General features: G+C 62.2%; 15 protein-coding genes and 1 tRNA gene. 6 read left to right on the top strand and 10 right to left on the bottom strand.

Annotated features, from left to right (window positions below; genetic code table 11):
• Positions 1 to 4 precede the first annotated feature (4 nt).
• Positions 5 to 913, top strand: a complete 909-nt coding sequence (locus B6V74_RS16920) for a glycosyltransferase (protein ID WP_088723485.1) — start codon at positions 5 to 7, stop codon at positions 911 to 913.
• Between the two features lie 4 nt (positions 914 to 917).
• On the opposite strand, the gene B6V74_RS16915 is transcribed toward B6V74_RS16920, so the two are convergent.
• Positions 918 to 1556: a ChrR family anti-sigma-E factor gene (locus B6V74_RS16915; protein WP_075775155.1), complete on the bottom strand. Its 639-nt coding sequence runs from the start codon at positions 1554 to 1556 to the stop codon at positions 918 to 920.
• The gene (locus B6V74_RS16910; protein WP_276206157.1) at positions 1553 to 2284 is read right to left on the bottom strand and encodes a sigma-70 family RNA polymerase sigma factor; all 732 of its coding nucleotides are present in this window, start codon (positions 2282 to 2284) and stop codon (positions 1553 to 1555) included. The genes B6V74_RS16915 and B6V74_RS16910 overlap by 4 nt, the downstream gene beginning before the upstream one ends.
• 46 nt (positions 2285 to 2330) lie before the next feature.
• Here B6V74_RS16910 and B6V74_RS16905 point away from each other — a divergent pair, with 46 nt between their 5' ends.
• The 4 genes from B6V74_RS16905 to B6V74_RS16890 are packed head-to-tail and all read left to right on the top strand — an operon-like array spanning position 2331 to position 6121.
• Positions 2331 to 3641, top strand: coding sequence for an FAD-dependent oxidoreductase (locus B6V74_RS16905; RefSeq protein ID WP_088723484.1), 1311 nt, complete (start codon positions 2331 to 2333; stop codon positions 3639 to 3641).
• On the top strand, positions 3638 to 4390 hold the full coding sequence (locus tag B6V74_RS16900) for a DUF1365 domain-containing protein (RefSeq protein ID WP_088723483.1): 753 nt from the start codon (positions 3638 to 3640) through the stop codon (positions 4388 to 4390). Before B6V74_RS16905 ends, B6V74_RS16900 begins: the two co-directional genes overlap by 4 nt.
• Entirely contained in the window at positions 4390 to 5553 is a 1164-nt protein-coding gene (locus tag B6V74_RS16895) for a cyclopropane-fatty-acyl-phospholipid synthase family protein (protein ID WP_088723529.1), read from the top strand. Before B6V74_RS16900 ends, B6V74_RS16895 begins: the two co-directional genes overlap by 1 nt.
• A gap of 1 nt (position 5554) precedes the next feature.
• Positions 5555 to 6121 (top strand): DUF3833 domain-containing protein, encoded by a 567-nt coding sequence (locus B6V74_RS16890; RefSeq protein ID WP_233243064.1) that lies wholly within the window; start codon positions 5555 to 5557, stop codon positions 6119 to 6121.
• On the opposite strand, the gene mtgA is transcribed toward B6V74_RS16890, so the two are convergent.
• The 8 genes from mtgA to B6V74_RS16850 form a co-directional block, all read right to left on the bottom strand.
• The gene (gene mtgA / locus B6V74_RS16885; RefSeq protein ID WP_075775159.1) at positions 6122 to 6868 is read right to left on the bottom strand and encodes a monofunctional biosynthetic peptidoglycan transglycosylase; all 747 of its coding nucleotides are present in this window, start codon (positions 6866 to 6868) and stop codon (positions 6122 to 6124) included.
• Between the two features lie 31 nt (positions 6869 to 6899).
• Positions 6900 to 7817 carry a Hint domain-containing protein gene (locus B6V74_RS16880; RefSeq protein ID WP_088723482.1) on the bottom strand — a complete coding sequence of 306 codons (918 nt, stop codon included), beginning with the start codon at positions 7815 to 7817 and terminating at the stop codon, positions 6900 to 6902.
• Positions 7818 to 7948: 131 nt separating this feature from the next.
• Complete coding sequence (locus B6V74_RS16875; RefSeq protein WP_168184249.1) at positions 7949 to 8524, bottom strand: DUF1269 domain-containing protein; 576 nt, start codon at positions 8522 to 8524, stop codon at positions 7949 to 7951.
• Between the two features lie 76 nt (positions 8525 to 8600).
• Positions 8601 to 13139: a glutamate synthase large subunit gene (gltB, locus tag B6V74_RS16870; protein WP_088723480.1), complete on the bottom strand. Its 4539-nt coding sequence runs from the start codon at positions 13137 to 13139 to the stop codon at positions 8601 to 8603.
• Positions 13136 to 13891, bottom strand: coding sequence for a hypothetical protein (locus B6V74_RS16865; RefSeq protein ID WP_240497135.1), 756 nt, complete (start codon positions 13889 to 13891; stop codon positions 13136 to 13138). Before B6V74_RS16865 ends, gltB begins: the two co-directional genes overlap by 4 nt.
• 35 nt (positions 13892 to 13926) lie before the next feature.
• A complete protein-coding gene (locus tag B6V74_RS16860; RefSeq protein WP_088723478.1) occupies positions 13927 to 15360 on the bottom strand; it encodes an NAD(P)-dependent oxidoreductase in 1434 nt (477 codons plus the stop codon).
• A 218-nt stretch (positions 15361 to 15578) separates the two neighbouring features.
• Positions 15579 to 16376: an undecaprenyl-diphosphate phosphatase gene (locus tag B6V74_RS16855; RefSeq protein ID WP_088723477.1), complete on the bottom strand. Its 798-nt coding sequence runs from the start codon at positions 16374 to 16376 to the stop codon at positions 15579 to 15581.
• A gap of 49 nt (positions 16377 to 16425) precedes the next feature.
• Complete coding sequence (locus B6V74_RS16850; protein ID WP_075775166.1) at positions 16426 to 17412, bottom strand: complex I NDUFA9 subunit family protein; 987 nt, start codon at positions 17410 to 17412, stop codon at positions 16426 to 16428.
• A gap of 160 nt (positions 17413 to 17572) precedes the next feature.
• On the opposite strand from B6V74_RS16850, the gene B6V74_RS16845 reads away from it, so the two are divergent.
• A tRNA-Leu gene (locus tag B6V74_RS16845) sits at positions 17573 to 17657 on the top strand.
• Positions 17658 to 17856 lie beyond the last annotated feature (199 nt).

Below are 17856 nucleotides of genomic sequence, written 5' to 3'. Positions count from 1 at the left end.
GTCAATGGCACGGGTCACGATCCTGATGGCGACACGCGATCCGGGCCCGGAGTTGCGCGACCAGCTCGAAAGCCTCGCGACGCAGACGCATCCTGAGTGGCGGCTGATTGTTGGGGACGACAGCCGAAGCGATGCCGCACATGATCTATTGGCAGAATTCGCGCGGAGCCACGAGGTACGGATTGTAGCCGGGCCGCAAAAAGGAGCGGGGGGGAATTTCCTATCTCTTCTAAGCGGCTTGGCCCCCGCCACGACCGAGTTCATCGCCTTCTGCGATCAGGATGATGTTTGGTTGCCGGATCGGCTCGCGCGGGGGATTGCGGCCTTGGACGAGGGTAAACCTGCTCTCTATTGCAGCCGCACATGGGTCTGTGACGCTAATTTGGGAAACAAACACCTTTCGGCGCGACATCCACATCGGCCATCGTTCCGTAACGCTCTGGTCCAGAATATCGCGGCCGGTAACACGATCCTCCTGAACCCGGCCGGGGCCGAGCTTGCCATCTCTGCGGCGCGCGAATTGCAGGTCGCGCCGCGCCATGACTGGTGGATTTATCAACTGTTCACTGGCTGCGGCGTCCGGGTCGTCTATGATGCGGAACCTACGCTTCTCTATCGACAGCATGGCCACAACGCGGAAGGTGCGAACCTCACGATGCGTGCAAAGCTCTCTCGGTTGAAGCGGCTGCTGAAGGGTGAATGGCGTGGTTGGATCGATGTCCAATGCGCGGCGCTTACCGCCTCCGCGCATCGGTTCACGCCCGAAAACCGGACCATTTTCAACCGCTTCTTGAATATGCGCGAGGCAGGTTTTTCGACCCGAATGAAAGAGGCCGCCCGGCTGAGGCTCTATCGCCAAAGCCGGGCGGCTACGCTTGCCCTTTGGATTGGGGCCGTGTTTCGCCTGATTTAGGGTCTCAAATCCGGAAAATCGGCTGCAGTAGGCGCGGCAGGAGCCCCTTGAACTTCAGCGGCGCATCGGTCGCGGCGAGGCAGATGCAGACATCTTCCATCCCCGCGATCGGCGTGTGGTCGAGATCGTCATCCGCCACTTCCACATCGCCCACGCCAAAGCGCCCGGTTTCGTCCGAGAAGGAGCCCTGCAGAACCATGGTCAGTTCCAGGCCGCCATGGGTATGATCGGGCACCGCCATTCCCGGCGGGATGTAGAGAAGCCGTGCCGACCCCTCTTTGTCCTCGCTCAGGATGGCCTGCTTGATGCCGCCGCCCAAGGCACGCCAGCGCGGGTTGTCCGCACCCATCGCCTCGACCACGGCGCCCGGATAGATTCCTGCGCGCGCGGGTTGCGCCGCGACGATCACATCGTCGTCGTCCAGCCCATCAAACACACGTCGCCGCAAATCGTCGCTCGGCGCCATGCCTTCAAGCTCGTCCAGAACCAGCCCGCCTGCTAGTTCCTCTGCTTCAAGCCGTGCGCGACACTCGTCGCACTGGCTCACATGCGCCGCGACGACCAGCGAAAACGCATGACCCAGCGAGCCGGTCGCGTAAGACCGAACCAACCAATCGGGCAAATGATGCGTAATCTCCGTCATTCGTCTCTCAGATCCCTTAACTCGTGTCTAAGCTTCTCCAGCGCGAGCCGGATCCGCGATTTGATCGTCCCAAGTGCGAGGCCGGTTGCCTCGCGTATTTCGGCCTGTGTGAGTTCACCCACGTAGGCCCGCTCGATAATGTCGCGCTGCGCTTCGGGCAGAGCCTTGATCGCTTCACGCAGCTGCGCCGCTTCCTGTTCCAACCCGATCGCCGCGTCGGCTTCTCGGGTTTCCCGCGTTTCCGCTTCGGCGACCAGCTCGTCTGGAACGGGCCGGGGCCGTCTTCGGATCACATCGATCTGCCGATTGCGCGCAATTCGGTAGATCCATGCCGAGGCGCGCGCCCGCGTCTCGTCGTAAAGATGAGCCTTGCGCCAGATCGTGAGCATCACGTCCTGCACCACATCCTCCGCCGCCGCCTGCGACATGCCAGAGCGCACCAGCATCCCCTTCAGCCGCGGCGAGAAGTGATCGTAAAGCCGCGCGAAGGCCATTTTGTCACGCCTGTCACGAACGGCGACGAGCCAGTCGGTCTGCTCGCATGCCGCCTCTGGCGTCGGTTTCGCTGAATTCTTGTCGTCCATACTCTTCCCGGCAAAGGTATGTCCCGCCGCGATTGGCGGGGTCCCCGTGGTGTCGAAGTTGATGGTCGCATCTCTCAGCATGTGACCGATACGCAGCTTATGGGAATCTGGTTCACATGAGTCGCGAAAAAACTTCTGATCCAAACGGTAATATGCACCGTTAAGCCTTCAAGAGCTTGGGAGAATTCGAATGTCATTTGATGCCGTGCATCCACAGGCGCAACGCATCGCGATCATCGGTTCGGGGATTTCCGGTCTGGCCGCGGCGTGGCAACTCGCGCCGCAGAACCGCGTTACCGTCTACGAGGCGGAGCCGCGGCTCGGTGGGCATTCGCGGACGATCGTCGCGGGGCGCAACGGCGATCAGCCGGTCGATACCGGTTTCATCGTCTTCAATTACGCGAATTATCCCCATCTGACGCGCCTGTTCTCCGAGCTCGACGTGCCCGTCGAGAAATCCGACATGAGCTTTGGCGTGACGATCGATCAAGGCCGCATCGAATATGCGCTGCGCGATCTGAACAGCCTCGTGGCGCAAAAGCGCAACCTCGCCCGGCCGGGCTTTCTGCGGATGGTCGCGGATATCGCGAAGTTCAATGCGAAAGCCGTCTCGGTCGCGCAGAGTGACGACGTGACGATCGACGGCCTGCTGGACGAGTTGAACTTAGGCGACTGGTTCCGGCGCTATTACCTGCTGCCGATTTGCGGGGCGATCTGGTCCACGCCCGCCGATCAGATCGGCGCGTTTCCCGCGAAAAGCCTGCTGCGCTTCTTCGAGAACCACGCGCTGTTGTCGGCGACCGGTCAGCATCAGTGGTGGACAGTCTCGGGCGGGTCGATCGAATATGTAAAGCGGCTGGAGGCGGCCTTGCGTCTGCGTGGTGTCGAATTCCGCACCGGTACCCCGGTCACCGCGATCAAGCGGGAGCGAAATTCGGTCGCCATTCTGGCGGAAAAGGCCCTTCCGGATCAGTTCGACCAGGTGATCATCGCCACCCATTCCGATCAGGCGCTCAAGCTGCTGGCCAAGCCGACCCCGCAGGAGCAGGCCGCGCTTTCGGCGGTCCGCTATCAGCCAAACGATGTGTATCTTCATCGCGACGAGGCGCAGATGCCGCGTCGGCGCGCTTGTTGGTCGAGCTGGGTCTACCAGGCGCAGACCCGTGCGAGCGAGACGCGGCTTGGTGTGACCTATTGGATGAACAAGTTGCAGAACATCCCCGAGCGCGATCCGCTCTTTGTCACACTGAACCCCGACACACCAATTGCCGAGGAAAAGATCTACGACCACGAGGTCTTCTGGCACCCGGTCTTCGACCGCGCGGCGTTGCGGGCGCAGGGCGAAATCCAGGCGATACAGGGTCTGAATCGGATCTGGTTTGCAGGGGCGTGGCTACGTCATGGCTTCCACGAGGACGGGTTCGCCTCGGCCGTTCGGGTTGCGCGCGAGCTCAATCGCAGGGCGCAGCCGCAGATCAAGTTCGAGAAGGTGCCCGCATGAGTGGCGAATTCTGTCCCGGTCACACGGTCCATGCGCGGCGGGGCGCGATTGCCCACCAGTTCCGCTATCACGTCGATTACGTGCTGATCGATCCGGATTCGCGGGGCCCCTGGCCAAGAGTATTCTCACGACGTGGGCGCAACCTCGCGACGGTGCAGGACAAGGACTATGGTGGGACGCCTCATTATGGGGAAGGCGCGGAGTGGGTCCGCAAGCAGCTCTCTCGGCTCGGTGCGCCGGAGATCGCGAAGCTCCGCCTTCTGACCCAACCGAAAATTCTCGGGGCGGGGTTCAACCCTGTGAATTTCTGGCTGGCCTATGATGCGCAAGATGACCTTCGCGCCGTTATCGCGGAGGTGAACAACACTTTCGGTGATCGGCACTCCTATCTCTGCGCCACCCCCGATTTCGACCCTATTTCTGCGGAAACCGAGCTTCACGCCGCGAAGATCTTCCATGTTTCCCCGTTCCAGACGATCGCGGGCGAGTATCGCTTCCGCTTCGATATCCGGACGGAACATATCCGCATCCGCATCGACCACCGAAATGGAGAAGAAGGCGTGGTTGCGACCCTCGTGACCGACCGGCGTCCACTCACCTCGGCGGCACTTCTCGGGATGGCGCTGCGCCGTCCGCTCACCCCAATCCGCACGCTCGGCCTGATCTACTGGCAGGCCCTGCGGCTCAAGCTCAAAGGCGCCCGCTACCTGCCGCGGCCCACACCCCCGACCGAGGAGATCAGCCAATGATGCCTTTCCTGACCAACCGCATCCGCAGCGAATTCCTCGCCACATGCGAGAAGATCGAGCATGGGACGCTCTATTTGCGCCTGCCCGACGGCACCGCTCGCCGCTTTGGTCACGGAGAGCCGCAGGCCGATATGGAAATCCGCGACTGGCAAGCCGTGGTGGCGATGGCGTCTCGCGGCGATGTCGGCCTGGGCGAGGCCTATATTGCGGGGCTATGGGAGACCTCCTCGATCGAGGCGCTTCTTTCTCTCGCGCTGAAGAACCTCGATGTGGTCGACGGCTATGCCTATGCTGGCTTCTGGTCGAACCTGAAATTCCGCCTGATCGACCGGTTGATGCGGGCCAATTCGCTGCGTGGCGCTTCGCGCAACATTCGGGCGCATTACGATGTCGGAAATGAGTTTTATCAACTCTGGCTCGATGAAGGGATGAGCTATTCGTCGGCGCTTTTCGCGCCGGGCGACAGCGATCTGCATCGGGCCCAAAACCGCAAGCTCGATCGCATTCTCGACCGGATGGGTGAGGGGGAGCAGGTGCTGGAGATCGGCTGCGGCTGGGGACATTTCGCCGAACGCGCGGCCGAGCAGGGGCGCCACGTCACCGGCATCACGATCTCGCCCAGTCAGAAAGGCTATGCCGATGCGCGGCTCGACGGGCGCGCGGATATCCGGCTTCAGGACTATCGCCGTACGCCGGGGCAGTTCAATCATATCGTCTCCATCGAGATGATCGAAGCGGTCGGAGAGCGCTACTGGCCGAACTATTTCCGTACTCTGAAAGAGCGGCTGGCGGAGGGCGGTTCGGCAATGATTCAGGCCATAACAGTGTCTGATTCCTACTTTCCGAAATATCGCCAGACCTCGGATTTCATCCGGCAATACACCTTCCCCGGCGGGATGCTCCTGTCGGACGGCGTGATCCGGGATCAGGCGGCAAAGGCGGGCCTGGCGGTGAAGGACAGCTTCGCTTTCGGGCAGGACTATGCCGAAACCTGCCGGCAATGGGCCGCCCGCTTGAAAGAGCGCAGCGCGCGGGCTGCCGAGCTGGGCTTTGGCCCGGAATTCCTGCGCAACTGGGCCTACTATCTCGAAGCCTGCGCGGCGGCTTTCGCGGTCGGCCATACCGATGTCGTTCAGGTGCAACTGGCACATGCGAGGGCGTAACATGATGCTGAAATTGTTAATTGTCGTCGCGGCCCTGATCTTTGCGGCTTTGCTGGTCCGACACTTCTTCTTCTCTTTCCCGGCGCAGAAATCTGCGGATTACGCGGCAGAGAGCCCGGAATTCGACATTCGGCGGGCCTTCGACGGTCCCGTCGAGGCGCACGGCATGATCTACGGGCCCGACGGCCGCGTCACCTCCCGCTTCCGCGCTGTGATGACGGGGCGGTTCACCAATGACGGTGGCGTAATCGAGGAAGAGTTCGAATATGCCTCAGGGCGTCGCCAGAGCCGGGCATGGAATATTCAGTTCGGGCCGAACGGCGAAATCAGCTCGACCGCCGACGATATCGAAGGTCGCGCCGAGATGGAGCAGTCGGGCAACGCGCTGCGGATGCGGTACCGGCTGCGGCTGCCTGAAGACGCGGGCGGCCATGTGCTCGACGTGACCGACTGGATTTACCTGATGCCGGACGGGACGCTTCTGAACCGGTCGCAGATGCGCAAATTCGGCATCAAGGTGGCGGAGCTGTTCGCGGTCATGCGGCCGATGACCGAACCGGCCGAATGATCATTCGAAGCAACTGGCGCGGCCGTCTTTCTGGATCGTCGCCGCGCCATCCATGATCGAACGCGCGCGGCGCGACAGGAAGCTGCCGGGCTTCGCTGCCGAACGGTCCTTCGGGTCCGGCAGGACGCCTGCGATCAGCGCGGATTGCCGGGCGCTCAGCTTGTCGGGTGTGCTGCGGAAATAGCGATGCGCCGCAGCATCCACCCCGAACGCTCCCTCATCGAACTCGGCGACGTTAAGATAGATTTCCAAAATCCGTCTCTTGCCCCAGATCGCTTCGGCGAGCGGTGTCATAGACGCCTCCAGCGCCTTGCGCAGCCAGCTTCGGCCCTGCCAGAGAAACACGTTCTTCACGGTCTGCTGGGTGATCGTCGAGGCGCCGCGATTGGCGCCATCGTCGATCGCCTTGCGGATCGCGCGCATGTCGAAGCCCCAGTGATTGCAGAAATTGGCATCCTCCGCCGCGACGACCGACCGGGCAAGCACCGGCGCAATATCCTCGAGCGGCACCCATTTCTGATCCACCGCACCGAGCCGCTGGCGTTCGCTCCAAATCGTCCAGGTGGTCGGTGGGTTAACGAACTTGAAAAGAACCATAAGCACGAGCACGAGCGCGACGAGACCGAGCAGGCCGCGCAGTGCCCATTTAAGAGCACCGCGAAACGGCGCTCGCATGCGGGTGGAGACACTTGATTTCGTGCTGCGTTTGGCGGGCTTTCTGCCCGTTTTTTTCGTGCTCTTTGCCATGCGCGTATAAGTCACAGCGCGCCCCGAGGGGTCAAGCGACAAGGAGCGCCAATTCCGGCCCGCGTGCCACCTGTCGCGCCGTTACCATGGTTTCAATCGGTGCGTCTGAGACGGCTGTCCACGCGGTGCGGATCTCCTGCGCGAGGTCGCGATCTTCGTCGAGGATCATGTTCCCTGGAAAGAGGCTCTCGCTCGGCGCACCTTCGGCAATCAGAATATGATGCCGCGCGAAGAGCAGATGGCGATAGTGGACGGTTGCCCTCGGCTCGATCCGCACGCTTTTGCCATTCACCAGATGCTTTGCGGCGATCAGCACCTCGCTATCCGCGCAGGCGATCTCGGCGCGCCAGCCGCGCAGCAACATCCGGTGTTCCTGCGATACGTAGAGCGGACGTTCGTTGCCAATGGCACCGGCGGCGAAGCGGACCGGCGCGTAAAGGCCGGCGCCACGGCAGACCCGTCCCCCCGCCCAAAGGAGCGGCTGCGGCCCTTCGTCTTCGGTTGAGACGAGATCGCCTGCCGAGAGCGTTTCGACCGCACGCGGACCAGTGGGTGTCTCGATCCGCGTTCCGGCGAGAAAACAGGCGGGTCCGAGGTCGCCGACAGGGGCCTGCGTGCTTTGCGTGACGTAGGTCGAGCTGACGAAGGTCGCGTTGTGGAGGATCGTACCGTCCGAGGGCGTAAACACGGCCGTCCCGTCGCGCAGGTAGAACGTATCGCCGGTGATCGTTTCCTGTACGCCGTTCGCACGTTCGATCGTGATCGTGTCGCCGCGCCAGACATCGGTGACGCGTTGGCCGTTGATCGTGTCGCGGGCACCGTTGCTGCTTGATATCCAGTTGTCGTTGTTCCTGTCGACGATTTCGAATGTCGTCGGAGACAGGGCGGTGCCTGCGGTGGGCGGATTGCCCGGGTCCATGACGTAGAACTGATCGTAATAAGTCGCCATCTTTACTGCCCTGGTAACGTTATTATTGGTTATTCGTTACGTGGTAAGCAGCGATCTGGGCGACACGAAGGCGCCTGTAAGGCGCAAAATTAACACAGGATTAAAAAGTGGCAGCCCGGCGACGGGCCAATTCAGAGCGCAGAGGGGCCGACCATACGAGCAAGGCTGCCGGTCGAGCCTTCGCTGATTTCCTCGCCGGTGAACGCCGTGGTGCCCCCGGAGGAGAGCGCGACTTCCAGCCGTTCGTGGAAATTTTCCGGCAGGGGAATCTGCAGCACGCGGCCGCTTGCATGGCCCAGTGTCCGCATTCGGTCGAGCACTTCGGCGGCGCTGGCTTTCTTAAGCATGATGAAAACCGCAGAGCCGCCTTCCGGCAGGCTCTCTCCCGCTTCGCGCAGGAAGGAGGTATTCAGCCCGACATCCGTGAACTTGCCCGAGATCACCCCGGCCCCGGCGCCCACTACTGCCCCGACCAGTGGCGACAGGAAAACCAACCCGAGGACGCCGCCCCAGACCGCGCCGCCGATCGCGCCGAGGACGACCGTATTGCTGTTCTCATGGACCCGGACCGCGCCGCTTTGCTCGCGGGTCACGACGACAATGTCCTGCGACCGGAAAAATCCCTCTTTCTCGAGGGCGGTCAGTTCCTCGCGCATCGCGAAACCGGCGGCTTCCGTTTCATGCGCCATCACCAGTAATTCGGACATCGTTACCTCCAGACAGAACAAAGGGCGAGACATCTGTCTCGCCCTTTGAAACGGTTCCGTGAGGGGGTGGGTTCCCTTATTCCGCCGGCACTGCCTGCGGCTCGTCGCTGAGCGGATAGGACAGATGCGCCAGCATTTCCTTCGGGCAGACCTGCAGGAAGTTGGCCTTCTCGGTCTCCCAGTGCTGGAGAATATCTGCGCCTTTGCGCGATCCCGTTTCGGCGACGTGACGCTCGATCAGGCCTTTCAGCTCGGCTTCCCAATGCTCGTGGCCCAGCCCGCAGGTGACGAGGCTTTCGAGATTGATCAGCTCTTCCGCCGTATTGTCCGGATCGTAGAGATAGGCCATGCCGCCGGTCATGCCCGCACCGAAGTTCGGGCCGATCGAGCCGAGGATCACCGCGACGCCGCCGGTCATGTATTCGCAACCGTTGGAGCCGCAGCCCTCGATCACCACTTTCGCACCCGAGTTACGCACCGCGAAGCGCTCGCCTGCGCGGCCCGCCGCGAAGAGGTAACCCTCGGTCGCGCCGTAAAGCACGGTGTTGCCGATGATCGTGTTCTCGGAGGCCACCAGCGGCGAAGCCATGGGCGGACGGACGACGATCATGCCGCCCGAGAGACCTTTGCCGACATAGTCGTTGGCATCGCCCGACACTTCGATCTTCAGACCCGGGGCCGCGAAGGCGCCCAGCGACTGACCGCAGGAGCCGGTCAGCTTCACCGTCAGGTGGTCCGATTGCAGCGCGTTGCGCATCCCGAAGTTCTTCACGATGTGCGAAGAGGCGCGCGTCCCGATGGTGCGCAGCGTGTTGCGCACCGCGTAGGAGAGCTGCATCTTCTCGCCATCCTCGAAGAAGCGGTGACCGTCCTTGATGATCTCGGCGTCGAGCGTGTCCGAAACCCAGTTACGCGGCTTCGAGCGGTCGTAGACGATCTTGTCCCAGCCATCGACGGTGATCAGGAGCGGATTGAGATCCAGATCGTCGAGATGCGCCGACCCGCGGCTCACCTGGCTGAGAAGATCGGCGCGACCGATCACCTCGTCGAGCGAACGCGCACCGATCGAGGCGAGGATTTCGCGTACTTCCTGAGCGTAGAAGGTGATGAGGTTCACCACCTTGTCCGCCGTGCCGGTGAACTTGGCGCGCAGCTCCGGATCCTGGGTGCAGACGCCCACCGGGCAGGTGTTCGACTGACACTGACGGACCATGATGCAGCCCATCGCGATCAGGGCGGCAGTGCCGATGCCGTATTCCTCGGCCCCCATCATTGCCGCCATCACGATGTCACGCCCCGTGCGCAGACCGCCATCGGTCCGCAGCGTGACGCGTTCGCGCAGGTTGTTCATCGCGAGAACCTGATGCGCCTCGGTCAGACCCATCTCCCACGGGAGACCGGCATATTTGATCGAGGTTGCGGGCGATGCGCCCGTGCCGCCGTTGTGGCCCGAGATCAGGATGATATCGGCCTTCGCCTTCGCGACACCGGCCGCAATCGTGCCGACGCCCGAGGACGCGACCAGCTTCACCGTCACTTTGACCTTCGGGTTGATCTGCTTGAGGTCGTAGATCAGCTGCGCGAGGTCTTCGATCGAGTAGATGTCGTGGTGCGGCGGCGGCGAGATCAGGGTCACGCCCTTGGTCGAGTGCCGCAGACGCGCGATCAGGTCGGTGACTTTCATCCCCGGAAGCTGGCCGCCTTCACCGGGCTTGGCACCCTGAGCGACCTTGATCTCAAGCTCTTCGCAGTGGTTGAGGTATTCGGCGGTGACACCGAAACGGCCCGACGCCACCTGCTTGATCTTCGCCGACGGGTTGTCGCCGTTCGGCTCGGGCACGAAATGCGCCGGGTCTTCGCCGCCTTCACCCGAGTCCGATTTCGCGCCGATCCGGTTCATCGCGACGTTCAGGAGCTTGTGCGCCTCGGGCGAAAGCGCGCCCAACGACATGCCCGGCGTCACGAAACGCTTACGGATCGAGGTGATCGACTCGACCTCTTCGATCGGCACCGGCTTGCCCAGCGATTTGATGTCCAGCATGTCGCGGATGTGGATCGGCGGGTTCGCCCGCATCATCGCGGAATACTGCTTCCACAGGTCATAGCTCGCGCGGTTACAGGCCGATTGCAGCATGTGCATCGACTGCGCGCCCCAGGCGTGGCTTTCGCCGGTGCGGCGCGCTTTGTAGAAGCCGCCGATCGGCAGCACGTCCTGACCGCCTTTCCAGCCCTTCGCATGCACGCCTTCAAGCGCGTGCTGGATGCCGTGCAGACCGATGCCGGAGATGCGCGAGTGCATGCCGGGGAAATATTCCGCGACCATCGCGCGCGACAGACCCACGGCTTCGAAGTTGAGACCGCCGCGATAGGAGGAAATCACCGAGATCCCCATCTTCGACATGATCTTCAGCAGACCGGCGTCGATCGCATCGCGATACTTGCGCATCGCATCGACGAGCGAGCCGCTCAGCAGCCCACGGTTGATCCGGTCGGCGATCGTGTCCTGCGCGAGATAGGCGTTCACTGTGGTCGCGCCCGAGCCGATCAGCACCGCGAAGTAATGCGGGTCGATACATTCCGCCGAGCGGACGTTGATCGAACAGAAAGTCCGCAGACCTTTCTGCGTCAGCCAGCTATGCACCGCCGAGGTCGCGAGGATCATCGGCATCGCGACCTTGTTCTCGTCCTGCTCCTCGTCGGTCAGCACGATATGCAGCGCACCCGAGCGCACCGCGTCTTCGGCTTCCTGACGGATCCGGGTCAGACCCTCGCGCAGCGCATCCTGATCCGCATTGGCCGGGAAGGTGCAGTCGATCATCGCCACCTGCTCGCCGAATTCCTTGAGCATGTGGTCGAATTCGGAATTCGCGAGGAACGGGCTTTCGAGGATCCAGATTTCGGTCTGCGAGCTGTCCTCGTCGAGAACGTTCTTCAGGTTGCCGAAGCGCGTCTTGAGCGACATCACCCGGCTTTCACGAAGCGAGTCGATCGGCGGGTTGGTCACCTGGCTGAAGTTCTGACGGAAGAAATGGCTCAGCGGACGGTATTGCTTGGACAGAACCGCAGGCGGCGTGTCGTCGCCCATCGAGGCGATGGCTTCCTTGCCGTCCTCTGCCATCGGCGCGAGAATCTGTTCAATCTCTTCGACCGTGTAGCCCGCTGCGACCTGACGCTTGCGCAGCGTGCCGCCGGAGAATTTCGGCTCTTCCGGCACGTCCACGAGGATCGCGTTCAGATCGGTAACCTTGCCGACCCATTCGCCGAAGGGCTGTGCCGCGGCCAGTTTGTCCTTGATTTCGGTGTCGTGGTAGAGCTTGCCCTCGCGCATATCGACCGCGATCATCTGACCCGGGCCAAGCGCGCCCTTTTCCACGACCGTCGCCTCATCGATCGGCACCATGCCGGCTTCCGAGCCTGCGATCAGGACGCCGTCACCGGTAATGACATAGCGCAGCGGGCGCAGGCCGTTGCGGTCGAGACCGCCGCAGACCCAGCGGCCATCGGTCATCGCCAGCGCGGCGGGGCCGTCCCACGGCTCCATCACGGCGTTGCAATAGGCATACATGTCCTGCCACGCGGAGGGCATCGTATCGGTGGATTTCGACCACGGCTCGGGCACGAGCATGGTCTTCACCATCGGCGCGTTGCGGCCCGAGCGGACCATCAGTTCGAACACCGCATCGAGCGCACCGGAATCCGACGCACCTGCCGGGATGATCGGCTTGATGTCTTCGGCGCTGTCGCCGAAGGCCGAGGAGGCCATGCGGATCTCGTGGCTCTTCATCCAGTTGGTATTGCCCTTGATCGTGTTGATCTCGCCGTTATGCGCCAGCATCCGGAAGGGCTGCGCCAGCCACCACTGCGGGAAGGTGTTGGTGGAATAGCGCTGGTGATAGATCGCGAAGGCGGATTCGAAGCGCTCATCCTTCAGATCGGGATAGAATTCCGCGACCTGCTCGGCCAGCATCATGCCTTTGTAGATGATCGAGCGCGTCGACAGCGAGCAGATGTAGAGCCCGTTGATCTGCGCAGCGATCGCCGCTTTCTCGATGCGGCGGCGGATGATGTAGAGCTCGCGCTCGAACTGCTCCTCGTCGATGTCCTTGTCGTTGCGGATCAGGATCTGCTCGATCTCGGGACGCGTTGCGTTGGCCTTCTCGCCCAGCACTTCGGTGTTCACCGGAACGTGGCGCCAGCCGTAGATGTAGTGACCCATCCGAAGAACTTCGGATTCGACGATCGTGCGGCAGCGCTCCTGCGCGCCGAAATCGGTGCGCGGCAGGAAGACCTGACCGACGGCAACCATTTTCTCCATGTCCGGCTCGTGGCCGGTGCGGCGGATCTGGTCGTAGAAGAAAGGGGCCGGGATCTGGACGTGGATGCCCGCGCCGTCGCCGGTCTTGCCGTCGGCATCGACCGCGCCGCGGTGCCAGATCGCCTTCAGCGCGTCGATGCCGTTCTCCACGACGCGGCGCGAGGCCTTGCCGTCGATCGACACCACGAGACCGACGCCGCAGGACGCCTTCTCGTCATCTTCCTTCCACAGCGAATTCTCGTTCATCCACTGGCGTTTCGCTTCCTCGGCGGCCACCCAGGCTTCGTCATATTTGGTCATTGCAGTGCCTCCTTGGAGAAAGAGCGGGAAAGGGGGGCGAGGCTGACGCGCGTGGGCCGCAGATCGGCCTCCGTCATCATCAGGTCGCAGTCATATTCGGGCGTCTCGGTCGAAAAACCGGGATCGCCGGGAAAGTCGAAGCGTACCGGGCTGTCGTCATAACTCACGACATCGCCCTGATCGTTCTCGAACCGCTCGGCACCGCTGAAGAACACGCGATACTTGCGCGAGATATATTGCGTGCCGGTGCGGGTCGCGACGGTTTGGCCGTTCTGGTCGTCTTCGCGCAGGTCGAAGGTGATTGTCTCGAGCGGAACATCGTCGATGCTGAGCGAGTTGCCGGTGAGGGCATCGCCGCCGACATAGCGGCGCAGGCCCCGGTAATTCGACCGCGTGACGAAATCGTAATCGTCCTTGCCATCCGACAAGAGCGCCGAGAACGAGGGCGCGTCCTTCGACGCGCCCGGATCGAACATCTCGATCTCGCCGGTATCGGTCGACACGCTTTCGAGCCAGCGGGTCTCGGAATCTATATGGCTCAGGTAATAGATGCCCTCGCCATCCGCGAACGCGGTCCAGAGATCGCCCTCGGGATCGGCGGCGCAGCGATAGTAATTGGCGACCTGACAGTTATGCATCTGCACGGTCATGAAGACCTCGCAGCCCTGCGGCGGCTTGAAGTCTGCGGCATGGGCGGGCAGGGCGCTGAAGAGCCCCCCGCAGATCGCCATGCCGAGAAAATTCGACCGCATCGCATGCATTCCTTTTCAGATCGACAGGGCGCGGATCACTCCGCTGCCACCGCCGCCACGTTTTCGAGATAGCTCAGGATCGAGCCAGCCGCTTCGCGCCCGTCGCGGATCGCCCAGACAACGAGGCTAGCACCGCGCACGATGTCGCCGACCGCGTAGACGCCGGGGATCGAGGTCGCGTGGGTGCCGAACTCGGCCTTCACGGTGCCCCAGCGGGTCGTTTCCAGATCGTCGGCGTCCCACGCGCCGGGCAGGTCTTCGGGCTCGAAACCGAGCGCCTTGATCACCAGGTCGGCCTCTTCGTCATAGATGCCGCCCTCGATCTTCTCGGGGCTCTGACGGCCCGACTTGTCCGGAGCGCCCAGACGCATCCGCTGCACCGAGCAGTTGGTGACGGGATTGCCCGAGAAGCCGGCCGGTGCGGAGAGCCAGACGAATTCCACGCCTTCTTCCTCGGCATTCTGCACTTCGCGCTGCGAGCCCGGCATGTTGGCGCGGTCGCGGCGATAGAGACATTTCACCGAAGTGGCGCCCTGACGGATCGCGGTGCGCACGCAGTCCATCGCGGTGTCGCCGCCGCCGATGACGAGGACGCGCTTGTCCTTGGCGTTTAGCGTGCCGTCCTCGAATTCCGGTACGTCGTCGCCGAAGCTCTTGCGGTTCGAGGCGGTGAGATAGTCGATCGCGCGCACGATGCCGGCGGCGTCTGCACCCTCGTCGGTCAGTTCGCGCGTCTTGTAGACGCCCGTCGCGATCAAAACCGCGTCATGCTTTCCGCGGATCGCGTCGAAGGAGATGTCGGTGCCGACATTGCAGTTCAGCACGAATTCGACGCCGCCATCTTCCAGCTGCTTCACGCGCTGCATGACGATGTCTTTCTCGAGCTTGAAGCCGGGGATGCCGTAAGTCATCAGGCCGCCCGCGCGGTCGTAGCGGTCATAGACGGTGACCTGAACGCCTGCGCGACGCAGCATGTCGGCCGCTGCCAGGCCGCCCGGACCCGCGCCGATGATGCCGACGCTTTCGGCACGCTCGGTCGCCGGTTTGATCGGCTTCACCCAGCCCATGTCGAAAGCGGTGTCGGTGATGTATTTCTCGACCGCGCCGATGGTGACGGTGCCGTGGCCCGACTGTTCGATCACGCAGTTGCCTTCGCACAGACGATCCTGCGGGCAGATGCGACCGCAGATTTCCGGGAAGGTATTGGTCGCCTGCGACATCTCGTAGGCTTCCTGCAGACGGCCTTCGGCGGTCAGGCGCAGCCAGTCGGGGATGTTGTTATGGAGCGGGCAATGCGTGTGGCAATACGGCACGCCGCACTGGCTGCAGCGGCTCGCCTGCTCGGCAGCCTTCTCGTCCGCGTATTCGCGATAGATTTCGTTGAAATCATGGGAGCGCACGTTCGCGTCGCGCTTCTGAGGCATCTCTTTCGCCGTCTTGACGAACTTGAGCATCGGTTGCTTGGCCATTGTGGCGCCTCCCTAGAAAACCGGTGGGTGCGCATGACTACACCGCTTGCCGCAGCAATAAAAGTAAGCAAGGCTGACCTAAATGTGCGTTTTTTGTGTGAGGTGCGCGAGAAGGCCCCTCAAAATCACTCAAACTAGGTCAGCTTAGTTTACGTTATTGCGGCTTTTCCCTGATTTTCCTGAAGATGACGCACCGCCAAAAAGCGATTCGCGCTTCGTCAGCCTAGCACACCGACCGCCGCGAGGCTCAGCAAGAGCCCACCGAAGATGATCCGGTAGATCGCGAAGATGGTGAAACGGTGCCCCTGAATGTAGCCAAGGAGCCATTTCACCGCGACAAAGGCCGTGATTGTCGAGACGATGAAGGCAACGCTGAGCGCGGTCCAGTCCTCGTTGCCGCCGGCCCCGTCCTTGAACTGTTTGAGCAATTCGTAACCGCTCGCCGCATACATGGTGGGGATGCCGACGAGGAAGGCGAATTCCGTCGCGGCCGCGCGGTTCGAGGTGCCCAGAAGCATCGCTACGAAGATCGTCGTGGCGGAACGCGAGGTGCCCGGAAAGACCCCGGCCACGATCTGCGCGATCCCGACTGCGATCGCGACACGCCAGAAGACGTGGCTGCTATCGGGCTGACGATCCGCGACCCGCTCGGCAAAGAGCATCCAGAAGCCGCCGATCACCAGCGCCCAGGCGACTGGCTGAATGGCCGTCGGCAACTCGAAGCCCATCTTCTTTACGATCAGGCCCAGAACGGCCGTAATCAGGAAGGCAACGGTCAGCTTCGCCAAATAGTCGCGGTTATCAGGATCGCGCCAGTTGAACAGCAGTTCCATCAGGCGGCGCCAGTAGATCAGCGTGACGGCGAGGATCGCCCCGGCCTGAATGACGATATTGTAGGTATCCGAGCGCGTACCGAGCCAATGTTCGGCGAGAATGAGGTGGCCAGTGCTCGAAATCGGGAGGAACTCGGTGATCCCTTCGATCACACCGAGCAGAACATCGTTCAGATAGCTCAAGAATACCGCCTATGTCAGAACTGCGCCGCACGCGACGCTTGGAGGTGGGTCAGGTCTTGCGAAGGTTCTTCGCGGAAGCCTTGATGTCGTCATACTGGCCACCGGGACGGAAGCGCCACAGGTAGCCGGGCATCACGGCTTCCATTGCCATAGGATGGATTCCGAGATCGGAGAAGCCTTTCGCCCCCTCGGACACGACATTGTCAGCCTGCAGGTTCTTCACCTGATCGCGCGTGAGGATGCGGTTGGTGAACAGCCCGCCGGTGACGGCCTGGCCCAGATCGAAGACGCCGCCCATGATGCTTGCGATCCAGCGCGGCAGCGACAGCACGAGCCGACGACGGTGGATCACTGCCAGCATCTGCTTCATCAGGTCGTGGAAGGTTTCTACATCCGGCCCGCCGAGTTCATAGATGCCGGGCGCGACTTTCCCGTCGGCGCCCATGACCGCCACCTTCGCGACATCGTCGACGAAGACCGGCTGGAACTTGGTCTTGCCACCGGTGATCGGAAGGATCGGGGTGAAGCGCGCCATCGAGGCGAACTTGTTGAAGAAACCGTCCTCGTTGCCGAAAATGATCGAGGGACGCAGGATCACGGCCTGCGGATAGGCCTCCAGAACCGCTTTCTCGCCCGCAGCCTTGGTGCGGGCATATTCGCTGGGGCTGTCCGGATCGGCGCCAATGGCCGAGATCTGCACCAGTTTCGGCACGTTCATCTCTGCTGCGATACGTGCCACGCGGCCTGCGCCTTCGGCCTGCACCGCCCCGAACTTGTTCTTGCCTTCGTTCACCAGGATGCCGACGCAGTTGATCACCGCATCCGCGCCCTGCATCGCCGCGCGCACGCTGGCATCATCGCGAATGTTACAGAAGACCGGCTCGACTTGCCCGACCGCACCGTAGGGTTTGACGAAGAGCGCCTCGTTCGGACGCCGGACCGCAACGCGAATCCGCCAACCGTCCTTTGCCATGCGCCGCGCGATATACCGCCCGACGAACCCCGAACCGCCGTAGATCGTAACCAGCTTGGACATGGGCAGAGGCCTTTCCTTGCAAGAATTTCGTCCTTTGATTACCGCCTCGCCCCCGCGGGAACAAGGCCAAAGACCCGAAGAGTGAAAGCTTGCGAATTTTTCGTGTCGATCCCCGTTGACAGTCCCAGCGCCGCTCTGTATCTCGCGCTCCACGACACCTGCCCAGGTGGCGGAATTGGTAGACGCGCACGGTTCAGGTCCGTGTGCCGCAAGGCGTGGAGGTTCGAGTCCTCTCCTGGGCACCAAAATCAAGTGAAAAAGCTCGGAAAACTTCGGTTTTTCGGGCTTTTCTCTTTTTTCGGGCAGATTTTGCCACACAAACTGCCCCACGACCGCAGTTTATGCGGACGAAAAGCCAAGTTAGGTTCGAACTTTTATCTTACGTTTGCGGGCCTGATGCCTCGGGCATTCGCGCCGGCAGATTCGAGCAGTGAACTCTTATAA

This window comes from Thioclava sp. F42-5, assembly GCF_002213195.1.
Lineage (GTDB): Bacteria > Pseudomonadota > Alphaproteobacteria > Rhodobacterales > Rhodobacteraceae > Thioclava > Thioclava nitratireducens.
The sequence above is the reverse complement of the archived record's forward strand: the minus strand, read 5'-3'. Positions and strand labels throughout refer to the sequence as shown.

Coding starts and splice junctions, on each gene's coding strand:
- B6V74_RS16860 (WP_088723478.1), bottom strand. CDS start 15,360: ATGGCCAAGCAACCGATGCTCAAGTTCGTCAAGACGGCGAAAGAGATG.
- gltB (WP_088723480.1), bottom strand. CDS start 13,139: ATGACCAAATATGACGAAGCCTGGGTGGCCGCCGAGGAAGCGAAACGC.
- B6V74_RS16905 (WP_088723484.1), top strand. CDS start 2,331: ATGTCATTTGATGCCGTGCATCCACAGGCGCAACGCATCGCGATCATC.
- B6V74_RS16900 (WP_088723483.1), top strand. CDS start 3,638: ATGAGTGGCGAATTCTGTCCCGGTCACACGGTCCATGCGCGGCGGGGC.
- B6V74_RS16915 (WP_075775155.1), bottom strand. CDS start 1,556: ATGACGGAGATTACGCATCATTTGCCCGATTGGTTGGTTCGGTCTTAC.
- B6V74_RS16890 (WP_233243064.1), top strand. CDS start 5,555: ATGATGCTGAAATTGTTAATTGTCGTCGCGGCCCTGATCTTTGCGGCT.
- B6V74_RS16920 (WP_088723485.1), top strand. CDS start 5: ATGGCACGGGTCACGATCCTGATGGCGACACGCGATCCGGGCCCGGAG.
- B6V74_RS16850 (WP_075775166.1), bottom strand. CDS start 17,412: ATGTCCAAGCTGGTTACGATCTACGGCGGTTCGGGGTTCGTCGGGCGG.
- B6V74_RS16865 (WP_240497135.1), bottom strand. CDS start 13,891: ATGCGGTCGAATTTTCTCGGCATGGCGATCTGCGGGGGGCTCTTCAGC.
- B6V74_RS16875 (WP_168184249.1), bottom strand. CDS start 8,524: ATGTCCGAATTACTGGTGATGGCGCATGAAACGGAAGCCGCCGGTTTC.
- B6V74_RS16880 (WP_088723482.1), bottom strand. CDS start 7,817: ATGGCGACTTATTACGATCAGTTCTACGTCATGGACCCGGGCAATCCG.
- B6V74_RS16895 (WP_088723529.1), top strand. CDS start 4,390: ATGCCTTTCCTGACCAACCGCATCCGCAGCGAATTCCTCGCCACATGC.
- mtgA (WP_075775159.1), bottom strand. CDS start 6,868: ATGGCAAAGAGCACGAAAAAAACGGGCAGAAAGCCCGCCAAACGCAGC.